The organism is Streptomyces sp. NPDC127177 (assembly GCF_042672475.1).
Classification (GTDB): domain Bacteria; phylum Actinomycetota; class Actinomycetes; order Streptomycetales; family Streptomycetaceae; genus Streptomyces.
The window spans coordinates 19,657-36,985 of the sequence record NZ_JBHXUW010000012.1 but is presented as its reverse complement, the minus strand read 5'-3'; the positions used below and the strand labels follow the sequence as shown (position 1 = coordinate 36,985).

Below are 17,329 nucleotides of genomic sequence, written 5' to 3'. Positions count from 1 at the left end.
CGCCGACTTCCTCGGTGACCGCCGGGAACAGGCCCCTGTCCCACTCGGTCTCGGGCATGGCCGGATGGGCTGGGGTACCGGTGCGGTGGATGAGATCCGCGAACTTGCCGGATGAGGTGATGTCGAGGGCGCGCGCCGTCGGGATGTTGGGAACTCGTACCCAAGAGCATATGTGTGTGAGGTGAACATCGTTGATCGAGGCCGATGCGGTCGGCAGGTGTGAACCCTGCGTGCCGGTATCCCCTGTCCCTGACGCAGCGGGAGGCGCGGCCACTCGCGCGGGCGCTTTACGCATGGCGCCGCACGGCATACGGGCGTCACAAATACGGCAGTTTTCTGGCACCCGCCTCTGCATACAGTGCGCACGCGGAGGCTGCATCCGGCCTCCGGTCGCTGTATGACAGAGGACCAGGATGGCTCAGAAAACTATGGCTACGCCCCCCACGACCAGCTCCGGGGCGGAACTGCTCACCACCATCATGAGGGAACACCGGGCCGGGCTTGTCTCGTACGCGGAGAAGATGCTGGGCGACCACGGACTCGCGGAGGACGTCGTCCAGGAGACGATCATCCGCGCGTGGCGGAACATCGACCGTCTGCTCGGCATGGAGGGGTCGATCAGGGGCTGGCTCTTCACGGTGACCCGTCACCTCGTCATCGACTGGGTCCGTAAACCATACGCACGCAGGGAGGTTGCGGGCGCCACCTACAAGGATCCGTCCTCCGGGGACGACGGCACCGGGCCGGTGCGCGACGTCCTGATGGCCAAGCCCATGTTGCGCCGGCTGTCTCTCGAGCACCGCGCGGTTCTGGTCCACATCTACCTGTGCGACCGCACCATCAAGGAGACCGCCGGAATCCTCGGAGTGCCTGCGGGGACGGTCAAGTCGCGTCAGCACAACGCGCTTCGCAAGCTCCGCACCGGACTGCCGCCCAAGGCCGCCTGAGCTGCGCTCCCGGGCGCGCGGCTTTCCGCCGCGTCCGCCGTCAGTCCAGGGCCGGGCGCCCGGCCGGGCGGAGACACAACTCCAGTGTCGACGTCAGATGCCGTCGGAATGTCTCGGCCCGTGGGTGATGGCCCATGTCCTGGACGAGCACCGGCAACAGGTACCGCTCGGCGACGATCCACTCGGCGGCCTCCGTCGGTCCGCGGAACTGCCGCGGCCGGACGCCCGGACGAGGGGGCGGCAGGATGACCGCGCTGCTGTGCGGCGCGATCAGGGCGGTCGCCGCCTCGGCGCTGTACAGATAGTGCTCGAACATCCTGGCACGCGCCTGGGACCGTATCCCGGGTGCGTCCAGGGACGCGCTCAGCGATGCCGCGTATGTGCGTAGCAGCTCGTGGCAGGTGTAGCGGCCCGGGACAAGTTCGACGAGCATGTGGTGATCGGTCAGCTCGGCGATGTCCTCGAGCGCCGTGGGCAGGTCCGTGCCGGCCAGGCTGGCGGCGACCGGCACGGTGAGGTCGCGCGAGGGGTGGACGCTGAGTAGCCGGAACAGGCTCGCGGCGCTGCTGCTCAGTGCTCCGTACGAGCGGGAGAAGACACTGCGGGCGTCCGTGCGGGCGTCGTGGCTGGACAGGGCGACGAGGCTGTCCCGGTTCTCCCGCAGGTGGGTGACGAGCGAGGTCAGCCGGAACCGTGGCTGCACCAGCGCCCGCGTGCCCGCGACGGCCAGTGCCAGCGGCAGCCCCCCGCAGAGCTCGACGATCTCCTCGGCGGCGGAGCGCTCGGCTCTGATCCGGTCCGCGCCCAGCCGGCGGTCGAGGAGTTCCAGGCCCTCCTGGCGGGTCATGGGATCCAGCATGATGAGCCGGGCGTTGTCCGTGACGGCCAGGCCGTCCAGCCGGCGCCGGCTGGTGACGATGGCGAGAGAGCCCGGCGTGGCCGGCAGCAACGGGCGTACCTGTTCGCAGTCACGGGCGTCGTCCAGCACGATGAGCAGCCGTCGCCCGGCGATGGCGGCGCGGTACGCGGAACCGAGGGCGGCCTCGCTCAGGTGGTTCCGGTCCTGGTCGAGGCCGAGCGCGTCGAGCACTTCACGCATCGCCTGGCCCGTTTCGAGGGGCGGTCTCGATGCGTGGTAACCCTGGAGGTCGAGGTGGATCTGACCGTCGGGAAAGCGGTCCGAGACCATGTGGGCCCAGTGCACGGCCAGGGTCGTCTTGCCGATTCCCGCCATTCCGCAGATCGTCGCGGTCGTGGGACGGCTTCCGCCCTCCAGGGGCAGGAGTTTCAGACATTGGCGCAGCGCCTGTCTGCGCCCGGCGAAGGGGACGCAGTCCGCGGGCAGTTGGGCCGGCCCGGCGGTCTGCGTCCCCGGCTCAGGTCCGTCGTCCTTCTGCGGACTCACTCCGCGCCTCAGCAGGTGCTGCTGTGCGGCCCGCAGGCCGGGGCACGGTTCCACTTCCAGTTCGTCGGCCAGCGTGCGGCGGATGCTCTCGAACTGTTGCATGGCCTCGGCCCGGCGGCCGGTGGCCGCGAGGGCGGCGATGATCCGGGAGTGGATGGCCTCGTCGAAGGGGTGACACTCCACCGCACGTCGCAGAACGGTCAGGATCTCCTCGGTCAGCGCGGGTGCCGCGGTCAGTACGACGTCGGCGGCTTCCTTCGCCGTAGCCACGAACTCGTGCCCGACGGAGGTGAAGACGGGATGCGGGGCCACGTGGGTGCCGGCCGCGACCACCGGGCCGCGCCACAGACGGAGGGCGTCGATGAAGTCCCGAGCGCCCTGCGCGCGATCGCCGGCCTTGACCGCGAGCTGTGCCTGTGCGCGCAGGTCGCGAAAGTGCAACAGGTCCGAGGTGGAGGTGTCGGCCAGGAGGCGGTAGCCGTCGGCGGCGCGTACGAGGTGTGCCGCGTGCATCCGGCTGCGCAGTTGGGGCTCCAGTGTCCTGCGCAGTGCTCCGATGTGGCGGTGCACGACATTGACGGCGCTGGCCGGGGGGTTTTCGTCCCAGAGGATGTCCACGGCCTCGCTCACCGTGAGAGGCCCTGGGGCGCGGAGCAACAGCAGGGAGAGCAGGGCCAGCCTCTTCGGCGGGCCGATGGCGAGTTCGGCCTCACCACGCACGGCCTGCACGGTGCCGAGGATCGAGTAGCGCACTGTCGCGTCCATCTCGCGGCCGACCTCGCCCTTCACTACGTGTCGCTGCGGAGTTGTCCCGAACATTCGTCACCAGCTTAACAGGTGACGGAGTCGTTTCGTCGTGGTGCCTTACTGTCGTGCCGGTAAGCGGACCATTGGGTCCGTTTGATGATAGCCGCCCTGTCAGGTCTGGCTGCGGTCCGTGCGACGTCATTGGCGGATGACGCGTGACCCAGAGGTGTGTGGGCGAGCGACTGACTGAGGACTATGCCGGCCGCTGGTGCCCGGGGGGACCCCCGGCCCCAGCGCTCACCGACGGAGGTGATCAGCGCGAGGCCGGTGGTCATGGACGCCGGTGCCAGGGAGCCCTGATGGTCGATACGGGCGGTGGCCGCGTGCCTGACTCCTGCGGGCAGGACACGCGCGGCGATGATCCGGGCGAGCGCGCTGACGGGGGGGGATTGAGCAGGAAGGCCGAGCGCGAGGACAGCTGGGAGCCGGTCGGTGAAGACGCCGCCGAGCAGCGGGCCGACGATGCTCGCGGTTCCGTACGTGGAACCGAACATGCGGGATGTGCTGGGCGGGGCGGGGTGGCCGGGGTCAGACGGTGATCGTCTTGTACTCGGTGTACGCGCCGAGCCCGACGGTGCCGTACTCGCGCCCGATGCCGCTGGCCTTGAAACCTCCGAAGGGGCCGTCGAACGCGACGGAGGCACCGTTGACGGTGACCGTGCCGGTGCGGATCCGGCGGGCGACGGCCAGAGCGTGGTTCTCGTCCCGGGACCAGACGCCGCCGGACAGCCCGTACTCGGAGTCATTGGCGATACGTACGGCATCGTCTTCGTCGTCGTAGGCGATGACGACCAGAACCGGGCCGAAAATCTCCTCCTGCGCGATGCGCATGGAGTTGTCGACGTCGGCGAACACGGTCGGGGTGACGTAGTTGCCCTTCTCGAGGCCTTCGGGAATCTGCGGACCGCCGGTCACCAGGCGGGCGCCTTCCTCGATGCCCAGATCGATGTAGTCACGTACCCGCTGCTGCTGGTCCCGACGGATCATCGGGCCGATGAACGTGTCCGGGTCGTTGGGGTCACCGACCTTCAGTGACTCCACCAGCTCCTTCAGCGCCGTCACGACCTCCGCGTACTGGGAGCGCGGCGCGAGGATCCGGGTCTGCGCGATGCAAGCCTCGCCGTTGTTGAGCAGTGAACCGTACTTCAGCCCCTGTACGGCCGCGGCGATGTCGGCGTCCGGCAGGATCACCGCGGCCGACTTGCCGCCCAGCTCCAGGCTGACCCGCTTGAGCTGCTCGCCCGCGATCGACGCGATCCGTCTCCCGGCCTGCGTCGAACCGGTGAAGGCGATCTTGTCCACCTCCGGGTGCGACACCAGGTACTCACTGGTCTCCCGGCCCGCGGGCAGGACACTGATCACGCCCTCCGGAAGGCCGGTCTGTTCCAGCAGCTCGGCCAGGAATCCCATGCTCAGGGAGTTCTCAGGCGACACCTTCAGCACCACCGAGTTTCCCGCGAGCAAAGCGGGAATGATCTTCGAGGTCGCTGCCGAGAACGGTGAGTTCCATGGAATCACCGCGGCCACCACTCCCACCGCCTCACGGCGCACCACACTGCGTACCGGCGCATCGGGGTCGGTGGGCGTCAGGGTCTCCTCCCAGCCGAACTCCTCCGCGCCGCCTTGAGGTAGGCGTTCGCCTGTCGCGTCAGACCCGGCTGGCCTGCCAGGGTGAACCATCCCGCGGAACCGTTCTCCGCCGCCGTCAGAGCCGCGATCTTCTCCGCGTTCGCCTCACGGAGCGCGTTGAACCGGCGGAGCAGGGCGATCCGTACAGACGGTGCCGTCCCCCGCCACCCGCCGTCCTCGAAAGCGGCGCGCGCGGCGGCCACCGCGCGGTCCACATCGGCCGGCAGCGCCTGCGCGGCCCGGCCGATCACGGACTGGTCGTGCGGGGAGCGGATGTCCAACAGTTCGGCGTTGCTCGGTGCGGTCCAGGAACCTGCGATGAAGAGCCTGCCATACGTGATCATTTCTCTTCTCCCCTTCAGGGCGTCGGGTGAAGGCGCAGGAGGTCTGTAGAGACTCCGCGCTTATCTGTCACTCGACTGTAGCGGTTATAGGCATTAGTTACACACGAGCGAGGTGATAGGTGAGGTATCTGCCCCACCGGGGATAGGGTGGCGGGGTGAGAGCCGACGCAGTACGCAACCTGGAAACCGTCCTGACCACCGGAGCCCGCATGCTCGCCGCCGATCCGGGTGTGAGCATCGCGAACATCGCAGGCGAGGCCGGGGTGGACCGACGTACCGTCTACCGGCGGTTCGCCTCCCGCGAGGAACTCCTCGCGGCCATCTACGAATGCCGGCTGGAAGCCATCGAGCGGGCCATCGAGGACGCGAGGCTGGGCGAGGCCCCGGTCGCCGTGGCTCTGCACCGCTACGTGGAGAACATCATCGGCGTCAACCGCATGTGGCCGGTGGAACTGACCCGCATGCTCTCCGACGACAAGGTCCGCGCGCGGCGGGATGTGTCGAGCAGGAACGTCGACACCTTTCTCCGGCGCGCCGCCGATGAAGGTCTGCTCCGCGCCGACGCACCGGAAGGGTGGGCGGCTGCTCTGCTGCCCCAGCTGATGCACCTCGTTGCCCAGAAGATGCCCGGTCTGAACGCCGCACAGGCGGCCGACGTTGTTGTCGACACGTTCCTGCACGGCATGGGAGCGTCCTGACGCGTGGCATTCTCCCGCTGTCGGACGTCCCCGCGGCACCGCCCGCTCCTGCGGGCCGAGTGCGCCGACAGCGTCCGCGGCGTAGTGGCTGATCAGGGAGGACATCACGGAACCGAGCACCGGGACGCCCACCGCACCACCCACGGACTGGAAGGGGGTGACCGTGGAGGAACCCTGCGCCTGGGGCGCCCGGGGTCACCTGAAGTTCTGCGTACAGTGCACGAGGTTGTGCAGCGTCATGCCGACGGCCGAGGCCCATCAGCACCATGAAGATCGCGACCTGCCGGCACGGGGTGTCGTACCGGAGCACGCCGCGCAGGCCGACGCGCGCTGTCAGCGGCGCACCGCCGGCCGCAGCCACCACGCCCTGGGACGAGCAAGCTGCCCGCGGCCACGACAGCGCTACGAGAATGGCGCCGGGCCGTCACCGGTGACCGGCACGACGGTGAACTCGCTCTCGTGAGCATGGCTGGCCGGCTCCAGGTGGACCCGCCGCACCTGACCGTTGGGCATGCCCAGGCGTAGCTCGGCACTGTCGTTCAGGTCGAAGACCCGACTTGTGGGTACACCCCGCAGGCTGCCGTGCCACCCGTCGTGTCCGGCCGTGACCAGATGGGCCTCCACCGGGATCTGCAGGCGCCCCGCGACAAGCACCGCGTCTCCCTCGTACCGAGTCGTCATAGCCACCACGGTCGCGCCGCTCCCACGGGGCAGCAACCGCAGTGCCCAGGTCAGATGGCCCGCCCGTCCCTCAGCGCCCCGGTGAGCTGTGCTCCGGACGCCACACCCAGCCGGGGGAATACACGGTACGAGATACGCCCCGATGGTCCGGGGGAGCGAGATGGAGCCGCTCGCCGATCTGACGACTCGATCGAGCCCGTGGCCGGCCGGCCTGGCGATGCGCGGCTCCTGCGGACTGTGGAGATCGCGGCGCTGCAGTCCTGCGAGTAACGGGGCGCGGCGTTCTGGGCGGCGCGAGCCACGGCCGAACCACGGGCGAGTGGCAGGACCGCACCCCGGACCCGAAGCAGAGCCCGTGTCCACCGCCACCAGATCTTCCCCGAGCTCGGCATCACCTCCCGGGCCGCACCGCGCGACGCACTCGTCGCCCTCGACGCGAACGGAAGCCACTGAACCGGCGCCCCCGCGCCTGGGCCAGACCGGATTACAATGGACCGGACAGTCTATTCTGCGGAGGTGTCATGGCCGGCGAGCTGACGGCGAAGGGGCGGGCCACTCGCGGCCGGATCGTCGAGGGAGCCGCGACGGTGCTGCGGGAGAAGGGTGTCGCTGCGGCGACGCTGGACGACATCATGGCGCGGACCATGACGAGCAAGAGCCAGCTGTTCCACTATTTCCCGGCCGGCAAGGACGAACTGCTGCTCGCGGTGGCCCAGTTCGAGGCGGACCGGGTACTCGACGACCAGCAACCGTATCTCGGCCGGCTGGACTCGTGGGAGTCCTGGTACCAATGGCGGGACGTGGTGATCGAGCGCTACGAGGCCCAGGGGGAGCAGTGCCCGCTCGGATCGCTGTTCCTTCAGGTCGGGCGCTCGACCCCCGGGGCGCGGGCGATCGTGTCCGGCCTGATGAGCCGCTGGCAGGACAGTCTGGAGGCGGGTATCCGGGGGCTGCAGACGGCGGGCCTGCTCCCCGCCGGAGTCGATGCCACCCTGCGGGCCGCGGCGCTGCTGGCCGGCATCCAGGGCGGGGTGTCGATCCTGCTGTCGACGGGCCGGTCCGACCACCTGCGGGCCGCGCTCGACCAGGGGATCGCGGACCTGCGAGGTGCGGCCCACGCGATGGCGTGACGCCGTAACGCCCTTTCGGCACGCACCCCGTTGGTACGCCCCCTTCGGTATGCACCTCTTCGGTACGTGTTCCGGCGCGGCGGTCCGTGAACCGCCGCGCCGCGCGGACCTCAGGCGTACGAGCCGCCGTCCACCGAGAGAGTCGAGCCGGTGATGTACGCGGACAGAGGGCTGGCCAGGAAGGCGACGACGTCGGCGTACTCCTCCGGGCGCCCGATCCTGCCGACATCGTTCGGCGCGAGTTCCGCGGTCAGGCGGGGTTCGATGGCCTCCCAGGTCTCCCCCCATCCGTTCTGCCTGCCGAGCGCCAGCAACGGTTCCATGGCCTGCGGGGTCAGAATGCCGCCTGCGGCAACGGTGTTGGAGGTGATTCCGGAAGCCTTCAACTCCCTTGCGAGCGACTTGGCGAGGGAGTTGCGCGCTCCGTTCGTCGCCGCGTAGTGGGGCTGGGACGCCGCGGGCTTCTCGCCGGTCAGACTGCTGATCTGGATGACCCGCCCCCAGCCCCGCTCCCGCATGGCAGGGACGAGGCGTTGGATCATCCGCACGCTGGTCAGGACGTTGGTGTTGTAGGTCTCGGCCCACTGCTGTGTCGACGCGGTGGTCCAGCCGAGACTCATGTCGTAGGCGCCCACGTTGTTCACCAGGATGTCGACCGGGCCGCCGGCGACAGCCGCGGCGTGCACCGCGTCGGCGCCCGAGTCGGTTCCCAGATCCCCGATCGCGACCGAGGCGTCTCCGCCTGCCGCATCGATGGCCTTGGCAACCGCCTCGGTTCTGGCCGCGTCCCGCCCGTGCACGACCACGGTGGCTCCTTCCGCCGCCAGTCGCCTGGCGATCGCCTCGCCGAGACCGCTGCTCGATCCCGTTACGAGCGCGCGTCGGCCGTTCAGCTGAAGGTTCATCGGTGATTCCTTCCAGAACCCGTCTGGTCTGCTTGGTCCATCCCAGCGTCTGCTTCGAAAAATGGACCTGCAAGTCCAAGAATGGGATCCACGGACTCCGCCGAGAGGCAATCGGCTCCGAGCGGGCCTTGGAAGTGCTTGCGGAGGGATGAGGGCGCGACGAGGGGCAGCAGGACTGCGAGCATCCTGCCGCTCCCGGGTTTCGGACGACCGAGACGCCTTTCGCGTCATCGCTCTGGCAGGTGATGGAAAGGAGGGGGAGGCGAGAAAAGTCGCCACTTTGAGCGCTGACGAATTGGAGTCGGTGGTGTGGTGTGTCAGGAGAGCGCGGCAACCTCCAGAACGGCGGACGTGAAGGCGTCGGGCCGTTCCTGGGGAAGGTTGTGTCCGGCGCCGGGGACTACGTGATGCACGCGGGGGCCAGTGAAGTGGGACGCCGACGACGTCCCGTCGGTCCATGGGGTGACCCCGTCGGCCTGGCCGTCGAGGGTGACGGTCGGCACGGTGATGGGCGGCTGCTCGGCCAGCCGCTTCTCGATGCCGGCGTACCGCGGGTCGCCGGGCGCGGCGCCGAGCCGGTGGCGGTAGCTGTGGATCACGACGTCCACGTAGTCGGGATTCGTCCACAGGGCCGCCGCCTCGTCGAGCTCCGCCTCGGTGAACCGCCACTCCGGTGAGTTGCGGTGCCAGACGACCCGGGCCAGCTCCTTTCTGTTCAGGTCGAGCCCCGCCCGCCCGCGCTCGGTGAGGAAGTAGAAGAAGTACCAGTAGCCGTTTTCGAGTGAGGGAGCCAGTGGCTGCCGGGCGGCGGCGATGTTCTGGATCAGGTAGTTGTTCACCGAGACCAGGCCGATGCAGCGTTCCGGCCACAGGGCCGCGGCGACGTCTGCGGCGCGCCCGCCCCAGTCGTATCCGGCGAAGATCGCCCGGCGGATCCCGAGGGCGTCGAGTAGGGCGATGTGGTCGGCGCCGAGCGCGCCCTGCTGGCCGGACCGGAAGGTGTCCTCGCGACGGAAGTGCGTCTCGCCGTGGCCGCGCAGGTGGGGGATGAGGCAGCGGTAGCCCTGGCGGGCGAGCGCGGGAGCCACCTCGGCGTAGGAGCCGACCGGGCTGAACGGCCAGCCGTGGCCGAGGACGACGGGTGTGCCGTCGGTGGGGCCGGTCTCGTGATAGGCGATGTTCAGGACGTCCGTACGCGCATGACGTACCGGTCCCAGCCCATGTCCTGGTCCGGGCGCCCCCGCACCCGTGTCGCTTCGGCCGGTTCCGGGCGCCCCCGCTGCGCCGGTGGCCGGGCTCGCGCCGCCCGCGAGGATTCCGCCGACCCCGGCAGCCGCCGTGGTCATTGCCTGGGTGAGTCTCCGTCTGCTGATCATGTCGGCTCTCTCACTCTCGTCAGGGTTTCTGTGGCACTTTCGGTGCCCACACATGTTCGTCACTCGTTTGATCGGCGCCGAGAATTCTTGATGCGGCAGGCATATCAAGGAGGCTGGGTTTCCCGCAGGCGCTCTGGCGGCCTGGCGCACAGGTGCACATGCGGGCAAGCAGGTCGGCCGCACTTCCTGGGGGCAGGCAGGCGCAGGTACGGGCAGCAGGCAGACGCACAGGCGGGCTCCGAGGATCCCTGAAGGGTTGCCCTCACAACGGAGGAAGTGTGTGACGGCAACCGCACGTTCCCGCTGCCGGGGCCCAGCCAGTCACCGCCCTGACAACGGGAGTCTCTCTCACTGGATCAACGGTCCGGGACGTGGGCAAGGTTCACCGCCCGGTCAGGTTTTCCCCGATCCGCCGTTCTTCGCGGTCTGAAAGCATCCCTCGATCGTCCACCGGCGGCCAGCCACGGTAGGGAGGGTGTTGAGGGTGGTGTCTTCGGGTGCGAAGCACACGTAGTAGGCGATCTCGGTGGGATCGTTGATGCTGCTGCGGGCCAGGGCCCAGTGCTCGACGCCCTCCTCGCGCCAGGGGCGGATCGGGGCCCGGGTCCAGTCACAGACACGCTCGCCGGGGCCCCCGCCCGCGTGAACGCCGCTTCCACGCCTGCCGGGGCAGGCCCGGACCCAGCCCTGACCGGCGGAACCCGCGCGTACGGATTTCTCAATCCGCTCGACGCGCGGGTTCCGGGCGTTATGCCGGGCCGCTCCCTGGCCGCGCGCGAACGGGGCGGACAGAACCGCAGGGCAAGCGAATTCCGGAGACGGTGGGACTCTTCGCTGCCGATGAGAAGTCAGCTGGTCGTGCTGGGCAGGATCTGGATCGTGCCGCCGACCGCTCGCTCACCGGTGGCGTCCGATGGCCTGTTGACCAGAACACCGCCCACGGCCATAGCGGTCGAGCCGCCGCCGTCGAGATTGAGCGCGTTCACAGCGCCGAGCGAGCGCATGAAGACGGCGGCCTCGTGGAGCGTGAAGCCTTCACTGCCACCGGACTGGCGGCCGTCCACCGTGGCCAGGATGAGTCGGCCCCTGGCGTCCACGCCGGCCATGGTGCGCGGCTGGCGGGTGTTCGCCCACGCGTAGCCGAAGGACAGGTCGGCTGGGTCGAGGACGCCCTCGCTCGCCGCGTCGATGGCGATACGGCCGTTGTGCAGGAGAGTGGGGGCGGCGCTGACGATGCTGTCGTCACGGTCCAGCCGCACGCGCCGGCCGTCCTTGTCGCGGATGGTCTCCTGCACGTCGATCCGGTGTCCGGTGCGGGCGTTGGCGGTCAGCCAGTCGGCGGCCGTTCCGATGCCCTGGAATACCGTTGCGCCGGCCGGAACGGTGCCTCCGCGCGATCCGACCGACACCACACGTGCGTCGGCGTCCACCACGACCTGCGTGCCGGCCCCGGTGGGCAGCGGCGCGCCCCACTCGTCGGTGAACTGCACCAGGTCGTTCGTCAGGTGGCAGGTGACGTCCTGCCAGGGCCGCTCGCTCGGGGTCCCGCCCGGCCTGCCGCAGTCCCGGATGAGACCGGGTACTCGGTTGATGCCCTGGGCCTGGTAGCGGGCAGCGCCCACGCGGATCGTGAGAGCCGTCGTCAGGTCCGCCACCCGCACGTGCCGGCCGCCGTCCCCGATGATCAGCGCCGCACGCGATCCGGTGGCCATCGACTGCAACTGACCGTGGTCCGCGCTGATACCCGCCTGCGTGCCCTGGACGCCGTCGGCATCGGCGGTGACGAAGAACCCGGCGTTGACACCGACCAGGGAGCCGAGCTTCGCAGCGACCGACGAAGTGGTCGCCCGCTGGGCAACGTTGCCGTCATGGGTGCCCTCGACGGTGCCGGTGAAGACGCGCGGATCGACGATCGCGACGTGTACGTTCTCCCGGTCGGCGGGCTGCTCGGCGTCGTAGCCTGTCCAGTCCACCGCAGTGCGGAAGCCTGCCGCCGCGAGCGCCTGCGCGGCGCTCTGCGTGTCGGCCTGGGTGGAGTACGACCCGATTCGCATTCTTGCGCCCATGACACCTCGCGGGGTGTCGGTGTAGTGGGCCCAAAGCACCGTCTCCACCCGCGGGTCGAAGCCTCTGGCGCGCAACTGCTTCGCCGTGGTGTCGGCCCAGCTCTTCGATCCCACCGATGCCCACGCCGCGGTGCCGCTCAGGCGGCCGGTGGTCGGGGCCTGGATAGTGATCGTCCAGACGGGCTTGGCGGCGGGGTTGACGATGGTGGCGCTGCGCATCTGCACGCCCGGCGCGATGGTCCGTGCCGTCCACGAGGGAACGCCGGTCGCTTGGGCGGTCATCGTGGGGGCGGGCGCTGCGGCCTGCGCCGTCTCCCAGATCCCGCCCGGGGTGATAAGTGCCAACGCGGCTGCCGTGCTCATCAGAATGCGTGCCCGTAGCGCGGACCGGTTATGGTCGCGAGTCATGGTTCCCCTCATTCCCGTGGCACGCGAACAGGCGCATGCCATGTCTTTTCATCCGGCTCCGTGAGAGATCTCATCTGCCGCACGGACTGGCGCGCAGCCCCTGACGCGGCAGCGTCCGAAACAGTCGGTGAACAACTGGGCAGAGTGCACGGGAAGACGGCGGCCTTGCTGCGAGAGTCCAGAGCACAGCCGGCATGCCCCAGGACAACGCGGCCGGAACGGCCACGTCAGCAGCAACCTGCCAGTGGCTTCGGCAGACCGAAGGTGCCGATCAGCAGATGAGGCACTGACTCAACCACCACGACCAGCCCGCGGCAATCGCCCCGGATCGCGCTGCCACTGGATCAGTCGGACTCGTGCCCCGAACTGTGAACGCGGCCCTGCTGGTACAGCCACGCGGCATTACTAGGGCGTGTAGGGAAAGTGCTGGTCACAGCTACCTTTTGAGAGCTGTGACCAGCACGGTCGCTTCTGGAACGGCAAGTGGCCGGTCAGCGCCGCACCAGCAGGTCGATCACGCCCGTCAGGTCCTCCTCGCCGCTGCCCCCGGCCAGGCGGCGCCGCATCAGCTCGAAGTAGGGGCTGAGCAGTTCCGGGCTGACCCCCTGCTGCTCGGCGGTGCTCAGGAAGGTCGGTGTGCCGGCCACCTGCATGGCGAGGTTGGAGACAACGCCCTTGGTGTAGTCGCCGCTCCGCAGCTGGTCGGCGGTCTGGTGAACTGACGGGGCCATCGCGACGAGCCAGTCGGCGAGCAGCGGGGCGAGCGCCGTGGGGTCGATGTCCTCCTTGCGAATCAGGGCGAAGGCGTGCGCGGCCCCGGCGAACATTCCGTACATGGCGCTGAGCAGGGCAACGTCGTGCAGGGCTGCGAAGCCCGCGTCCTGGCCGACGTAGGTAGTGCCGACCGGGATGCCCAGGGTCTGCTGGTGCCGCTCGAACAGCTCTGGCGAACCGCTGTAGAAGACGTAGCCGCCGGCTTCCGGGACTCCGATCATTGGCGGGACGGCCATGATCCCGCCGTCCAGGTAGCGGGCGCCGCGCTCGCGCGCCCACTCGGCACGGGCGCGGGCCTGGGCAGGAGTGCTGGTGGTCAGGTTGACCAGGTCCTTGTCGGCCAGGTCGGTGCCGGCCAGCACCTCGTCGACCGAGGTGTCGTTCAACAGACAGACGACGACCAGGGTGTTCGCCGCGACCGCCTCAGAGGCGGTGTCCGCGACCTTTGCCCCCTCGGCGGCGAGCATCGTGGCGCGGGCCGTGGTGCGGTTCCAGACGGTGAGTGGGTGGCCGGCGGCAAGCCAGGTACGGGCCAGCGCGGTGCCCATCGCGCCGAGGCCGAGCAACGTCACGGGAGTCTTCTCAACAGTGTTCTGTGCCATACCGATTAGGCTGGTCACAAGTCCGGGGGCGATCAAGTACGCACTTGGCAGTGGGTGATTACCTCGAGGTGAGCGAGCACGTCGGAAGGGTGGGGCATGACAACGCTGAACCGGCCGGGCACACCAGACGGACACGTCTGCGGGATCGACACCGCGATGGAGGTGATCGGCGGCAAGTGGAAGGTGCTGATCCTCTGGGCGCTCCACGAGCACCCCTTCCGTCGCTTCGGCGAGCTGCGTCGACTGCTTCCGGGGATCACCGAGAAGGTGCTGGCCTCTCACCTGCGTGAGCTGGAAGCGGACGGTGTCGTGTGCCGCGTCTCCTACGACGAGGTGCCGCCCCGCGTCGAGTACTCGCTGACCGAGGACGGCAAGCGCCTCAACGACGCACTCCAGCCGTTGGCCGCCTGGGGTCGCGAGCGGCCGGCCGGTCGAGGGCTGGAGGAGAAGCCAGGCCAGGGCCTGTTGTGAACCTGCTGGGCACAACCACTCGTTGATGGCCGTGACCTTCTGGAGATCCCCCTTTTTCGGGCGCCCGCGGCGTGCTGATGGACGCGGCAGACGGTGGAGTCCAACGCTGACGCGACCCAGGTGACCAGTCCCTTCACGTTGGCCGCGGTCTGGAGCTGTTCCAGGATCCGCCTCCATGTCCCGTTGCGCTGCCATTGCCGGAACAGGTCGTAGATCCGGTCCCACGGGCCGTATTGCTCGGGCACGTCCCGCCAAGGTGTTCCGGTGCGCGTATGCCACCGTATGCCGTCGATCAGCTGCCGCCTGGTCCGTATCGGCGGCCGCCCCGGCTTCTTCCCGCGCGACAGCAGCGGCTCCAGCCGCGACCACTGCGTATCCGTCAGGTCTCCACGAATCACAGCACCCGGTCATCCACAAGCAAGATCCACTTTCGCAACGGACCCTCGCGCCTGAGAGGCGCGTCGGCGGCCTTCTCGCAACCTTTCCGTGAGCGGCCGGCGGGCCGCACGGGCTCGGACAGCGTGCGGTCGGCCGCTGCCCGGATCAGAAGCGGTCGACGTCGACGACGGCCTGGGCGAAGGCGGTGGGCGCCTCCTGCGGCAGGTTGTGGCCGATGCCCTTCAGCAGCCGGTGCTCGTAGGCGCCCGTGAACCGGTCGCGGTACGAGGAGCCGTCACCGGGCGACGGTGTGAAGGGGTCGCGTTCGGCGTCGAGGGCGATGGTGGGCACCTTGACGAACGGCCGTGAGAAGAGCTGCTTCTCGTAACGGTCGTAGCGGCGCTCGCCATCGGCGAGGCCGAGCCGCCAGCGGTAGTTGTGGATGACGATGGAGGCGTAGTCCGGATTCTCGAACGCGTCTGCCGTGCGCTGGAAGGTGGCGTCGTCGAAGTCCCAGGTCGGCGAGACGGTGTCCCAGACCAGCCGGCACAGATCCGGCCGGTACTCCTTGTTCTCCATGGCGCTGCGGCCCCGCTCGGTGGCGAAGTAGTACTGGTACCACCAGGTGTGTTCGGCCGCCGGGGCCAGCGGCCCCTTCTGGGCCTCGACGTTGGTGATGAGGTAACCGCTCACCGACACCAGCGCCTTCACTCGCTCGGGCCACAGGGCCGCCATGATGTCGGCGGTGCGCGAACCCCAGTCGAAGCCGGCCAGGACCGCCTTCTCGATCTTGAGGGCGTCCATCAGGGCGATGATGTCGAGGGCGATCGCCGACTGCTGGGCGTTGCGGAAGGTCCTCGATGAGAGGAAACGCGTCGTGCCGTGCCCACGCAGGTAGGGGACGATGACGCGGTAGCCCAGGTCGGCCAGCAGCGGAGCCACATCGACGTAGCTGTGGATGTCGTAGGGCCAGCCGTGCAGGCAGATGACGACGGGGCCGTGGGCGGGGCCCGCCTCCGCGTAGCCGACGTCCAGCAGGCCCGCCCGGACGTGCTTCACCTTACTGAAAGACGTGTGAGTGCCGGAGGCCACCGGCGGGACCACCGGGGTGGGCTTGCCGTTCCCCGCCCCTTGGGCCGTGGAGGCATGGGCTGTCTGCAGGCCGGTCAGCGAGACCGCCGCCGCGCCCGTGCCCAGGCCGACGACCTTGCTGAAGGTACGCCTGTTGATCATGTGAAACCCTTCGTTCTGTCGGTGAACTGCCGTGGTGCGGTTGGGTAGAGGTGCGTACAGCCGGATCGCTCCGGGTCGGGCGGTACCGGTCGCGGGGCCGTCCGGTGAGCCGTTACCGGCCGGGCACGGGTCCCGGACCGTTCGCTCAGTCGGACGGCACCTCGGGCCGTGCCGAGTCGAACCGGAAGCCGGTCCCCGGATGGTGTGCCGGGCGAACCCGTCCAGCATCCGGTGGATGTCCAACGACAGCACAGGGAGATCCCTGGACGCCGCGTGTCGGGCCCGTGCACCGGTTCGGTCGCCGCTCATGACGGGTGTTCCTTCCGTTCGGCGGGGCCGGCGTCACACAGTCTCGTCCGGCGGACCGACCGGCGCATCAGTCAGTTGACGGTGATACCTCCCCGACATCCGCTGGTTGTGGGCCGCGAACACCGAGTGCCTCGTCCGCATCGGCGGTGCATCGCCCGTCGTATGAGCGGCCACAAGAACCTTTGCCCCCGGAGTCGCGTTCAGGAGCACATGTGGGCGGCGCCGAGCGTTGAGTCATTCGACTGTTTCGGGTCCGACGGGGCCGGACCACTCTTGAGCGGTCGCCCGCATGTCGGTGCCGGGTGCTCATCCATACTCGGAGGGCTCAGCCGTGAACCGTACCCCCGTTGTCTTCATCCACGGCGCGTGGTTGCACGCGCTGTCGTGGGAGGCGTGGGCCGAGCGTTTCACCCGCCGGGGCTTCATCACCTTCGCCCCGGCGTGGCCGGGGGAGGCCGCGACCGTACGGGAGACGCGCGAGCGCCCCGACGAACTCGGCGCGGCCGGTCTGGACGCTCTCACCGATCACTACGGGCGGATCGTGCGGTCGTTCGACAGTTCGCCCGTGCTCGTCGGGCACGCGGTCGGCGGGCTCATCGCGCAGCACCTCATCGGGGCGAATCTGGGCAGGGCGGCCGTGGCGATCGCGCCGGCTCCCCTCAACGACGTCCCGTCGACTGCCTCCTCCTCCCAGCTGTGGACCCCCGGGGCGGGGGATCCGGTGCACGGGTCCGGGCTGGTGTCCGTGTCACGGGAGCAGTTCCGGCACGTCTTCGCCAACACGGTCGGACAGGAGGAGTCCGGCAGGCTCTTCGACCGCTATGTGGTGCCCGCGCCGCGTCGCCTCCTCACCGACCTCGGCCACGGCAGCGCCGTCCGGCACCCCCGCGCGTTCGCGGACACCGGCAACGCGGCGCGCGGGCCGCTGTTGCTGGTGTCCGGGCAGGAGGACCGGATGGTGCCCGACTCCGTGAACCGCGCGGCGTACAAGCTGTACGGGGATTCCAGGGCCATGAGCGATCTGAAGCAGTTCGCGGACCGGGGCCACTCGATGGTCGTCGACAGCGGCTGGCGCACGCTCGCCGACTACGTCCTCGGCTGGCTCGACGCCCACGGTGTCCACGCGCTCGCGGCGGAGCGCTGAGCGGAGCCCTCGCGGAGGCGCG

At 69.4% G+C, this 17,329-nt stretch carries 12 protein-coding genes and 2 pseudogenes; 5 read left to right on the top strand and 9 right to left on the bottom strand.

The annotated features are described in order from the left end of the window. Window positions 1-428 precede the first annotated feature (428 nt). On the top strand, window positions 429-947 hold the full coding sequence (locus ACFVJX_RS10400) for a sigma-70 family RNA polymerase sigma factor (protein WP_384126563.1): 519 nt from the start codon (window positions 429-431) through the stop codon (window positions 945-947). Between the two features lie 40 nt (window positions 948-987). On the opposite strand, the gene ACFVJX_RS10395 is transcribed toward ACFVJX_RS10400, so the two are convergent. Together ACFVJX_RS10395 and ACFVJX_RS10390 are read right to left on the bottom strand one after the other, a co-directional pair. Further along, the gene (locus ACFVJX_RS10395; RefSeq protein WP_384126561.1) at window positions 988-3,171 is read right to left on the bottom strand and encodes a BTAD domain-containing putative transcriptional regulator; all 2,184 of its coding nucleotides are present in this window, start codon (window positions 3,169-3,171) and stop codon (window positions 988-990) included. A 516-nt stretch (window positions 3,172-3,687) separates the two neighbouring features. Continuing rightward, window positions 3,688-5,132: pseudogene (locus ACFVJX_RS10390) on the bottom strand (aldehyde dehydrogenase). 209 nt (window positions 5,133-5,341) lie between these two features. Between ACFVJX_RS10390 and ACFVJX_RS10385 the strand changes: the two are divergent. Further along, window positions 5,342-5,830: a TetR/AcrR family transcriptional regulator gene (locus ACFVJX_RS10385; RefSeq protein WP_384126644.1), complete on the top strand. Its 489-nt coding sequence runs from the start codon at window positions 5,342-5,344 to the stop codon at window positions 5,828-5,830. Window positions 5,831-6,232: 402 nt separating this feature from the next. On the opposite strand, the gene ACFVJX_RS10380 is transcribed toward ACFVJX_RS10385, so the two are convergent. Beyond that, window positions 6,233-6,511 (bottom strand): hypothetical protein, encoded by a 279-nt coding sequence (locus ACFVJX_RS10380; RefSeq protein ID WP_384126560.1) that lies wholly within the window; start codon window positions 6,509-6,511, stop codon window positions 6,233-6,235. Window positions 6,512-7,032: 521 nt separating this feature from the next. Between ACFVJX_RS10380 and ACFVJX_RS10375 the strand changes: the two genes are divergently transcribed. Further along, window positions 7,033-7,641, top strand: a complete 609-nt coding sequence (locus ACFVJX_RS10375) for a TetR/AcrR family transcriptional regulator (RefSeq protein WP_384126559.1) — start codon at window positions 7,033-7,035, stop codon at window positions 7,639-7,641. A gap of 110 nt (window positions 7,642-7,751) precedes the next feature. Here ACFVJX_RS10375 and ACFVJX_RS10370 read toward each other — a convergent pair whose 3' ends face one another. The 4 genes from ACFVJX_RS10370 to ACFVJX_RS10355 all read right to left on the bottom strand — a co-directional run bounded on the left by ACFVJX_RS10370 (window position 7,752) and on the right by ACFVJX_RS10355 (window position 13,772). Beyond that, the gene (locus ACFVJX_RS10370; protein ID WP_384126558.1) at window positions 7,752-8,546 is read right to left on the bottom strand and encodes an SDR family NAD(P)-dependent oxidoreductase; all 795 of its coding nucleotides are present in this window, start codon (window positions 8,544-8,546) and stop codon (window positions 7,752-7,754) included. 317 nt (window positions 8,547-8,863) lie between these two features. Then, window positions 8,864-9,922: an alpha/beta fold hydrolase gene (locus tag ACFVJX_RS10365; protein WP_384126556.1), complete on the bottom strand. Its 1,059-nt coding sequence runs from the start codon at window positions 9,920-9,922 to the stop codon at window positions 8,864-8,866. A gap of 848 nt (window positions 9,923-10,770) precedes the next feature. After that, on the bottom strand, window positions 10,771-12,396 hold the full coding sequence (locus ACFVJX_RS10360; RefSeq protein ID WP_384126555.1) for a phosphodiester glycosidase family protein: 1,626 nt from the start codon (window positions 12,394-12,396) through the stop codon (window positions 10,771-10,773). 491 nt (window positions 12,397-12,887) lie between these two features. Beyond that, window positions 12,888-13,772, bottom strand: a complete 885-nt coding sequence (locus ACFVJX_RS10355; RefSeq protein WP_384126554.1) for an NAD(P)-dependent oxidoreductase — start codon at window positions 13,770-13,772, stop codon at window positions 12,888-12,890. Between the two features lie 96 nt (window positions 13,773-13,868). On the opposite strand from ACFVJX_RS10355, the gene ACFVJX_RS10350 reads away from it, so the two are divergent. Beyond that, a complete protein-coding gene (locus ACFVJX_RS10350; protein ID WP_384126552.1) occupies window positions 13,869-14,243 on the top strand; it encodes a winged helix-turn-helix transcriptional regulator in 375 nt (124 codons plus the stop codon). A gap of 50 nt (window positions 14,244-14,293) precedes the next feature. On the opposite strand, the pseudogene ACFVJX_RS10345 reads toward ACFVJX_RS10350, so the two are convergent. Continuing rightward, window positions 14,294-14,641, bottom strand: a pseudogene (locus tag ACFVJX_RS10345) (IS5 family transposase); the annotation flags it as partial. A 145-nt stretch (window positions 14,642-14,786) separates the two neighbouring features. Beyond that, on the bottom strand, window positions 14,787-15,854 hold the full coding sequence (locus ACFVJX_RS10340) for an alpha/beta fold hydrolase (RefSeq protein WP_384126551.1): 1,068 nt from the start codon (window positions 15,852-15,854) through the stop codon (window positions 14,787-14,789). Between the two features lie 640 nt (window positions 15,855-16,494). On the opposite strand from ACFVJX_RS10340, the gene ACFVJX_RS10335 reads away from it, so the two are divergent. Then, window positions 16,495-17,307 carry an alpha/beta hydrolase gene (locus tag ACFVJX_RS10335; protein WP_384126550.1) on the top strand — a complete coding sequence of 271 codons (813 nt, stop codon included), beginning with the start codon at window positions 16,495-16,497 and terminating at the stop codon, window positions 17,305-17,307. Window positions 17,308-17,329 lie beyond the last annotated feature (22 nt).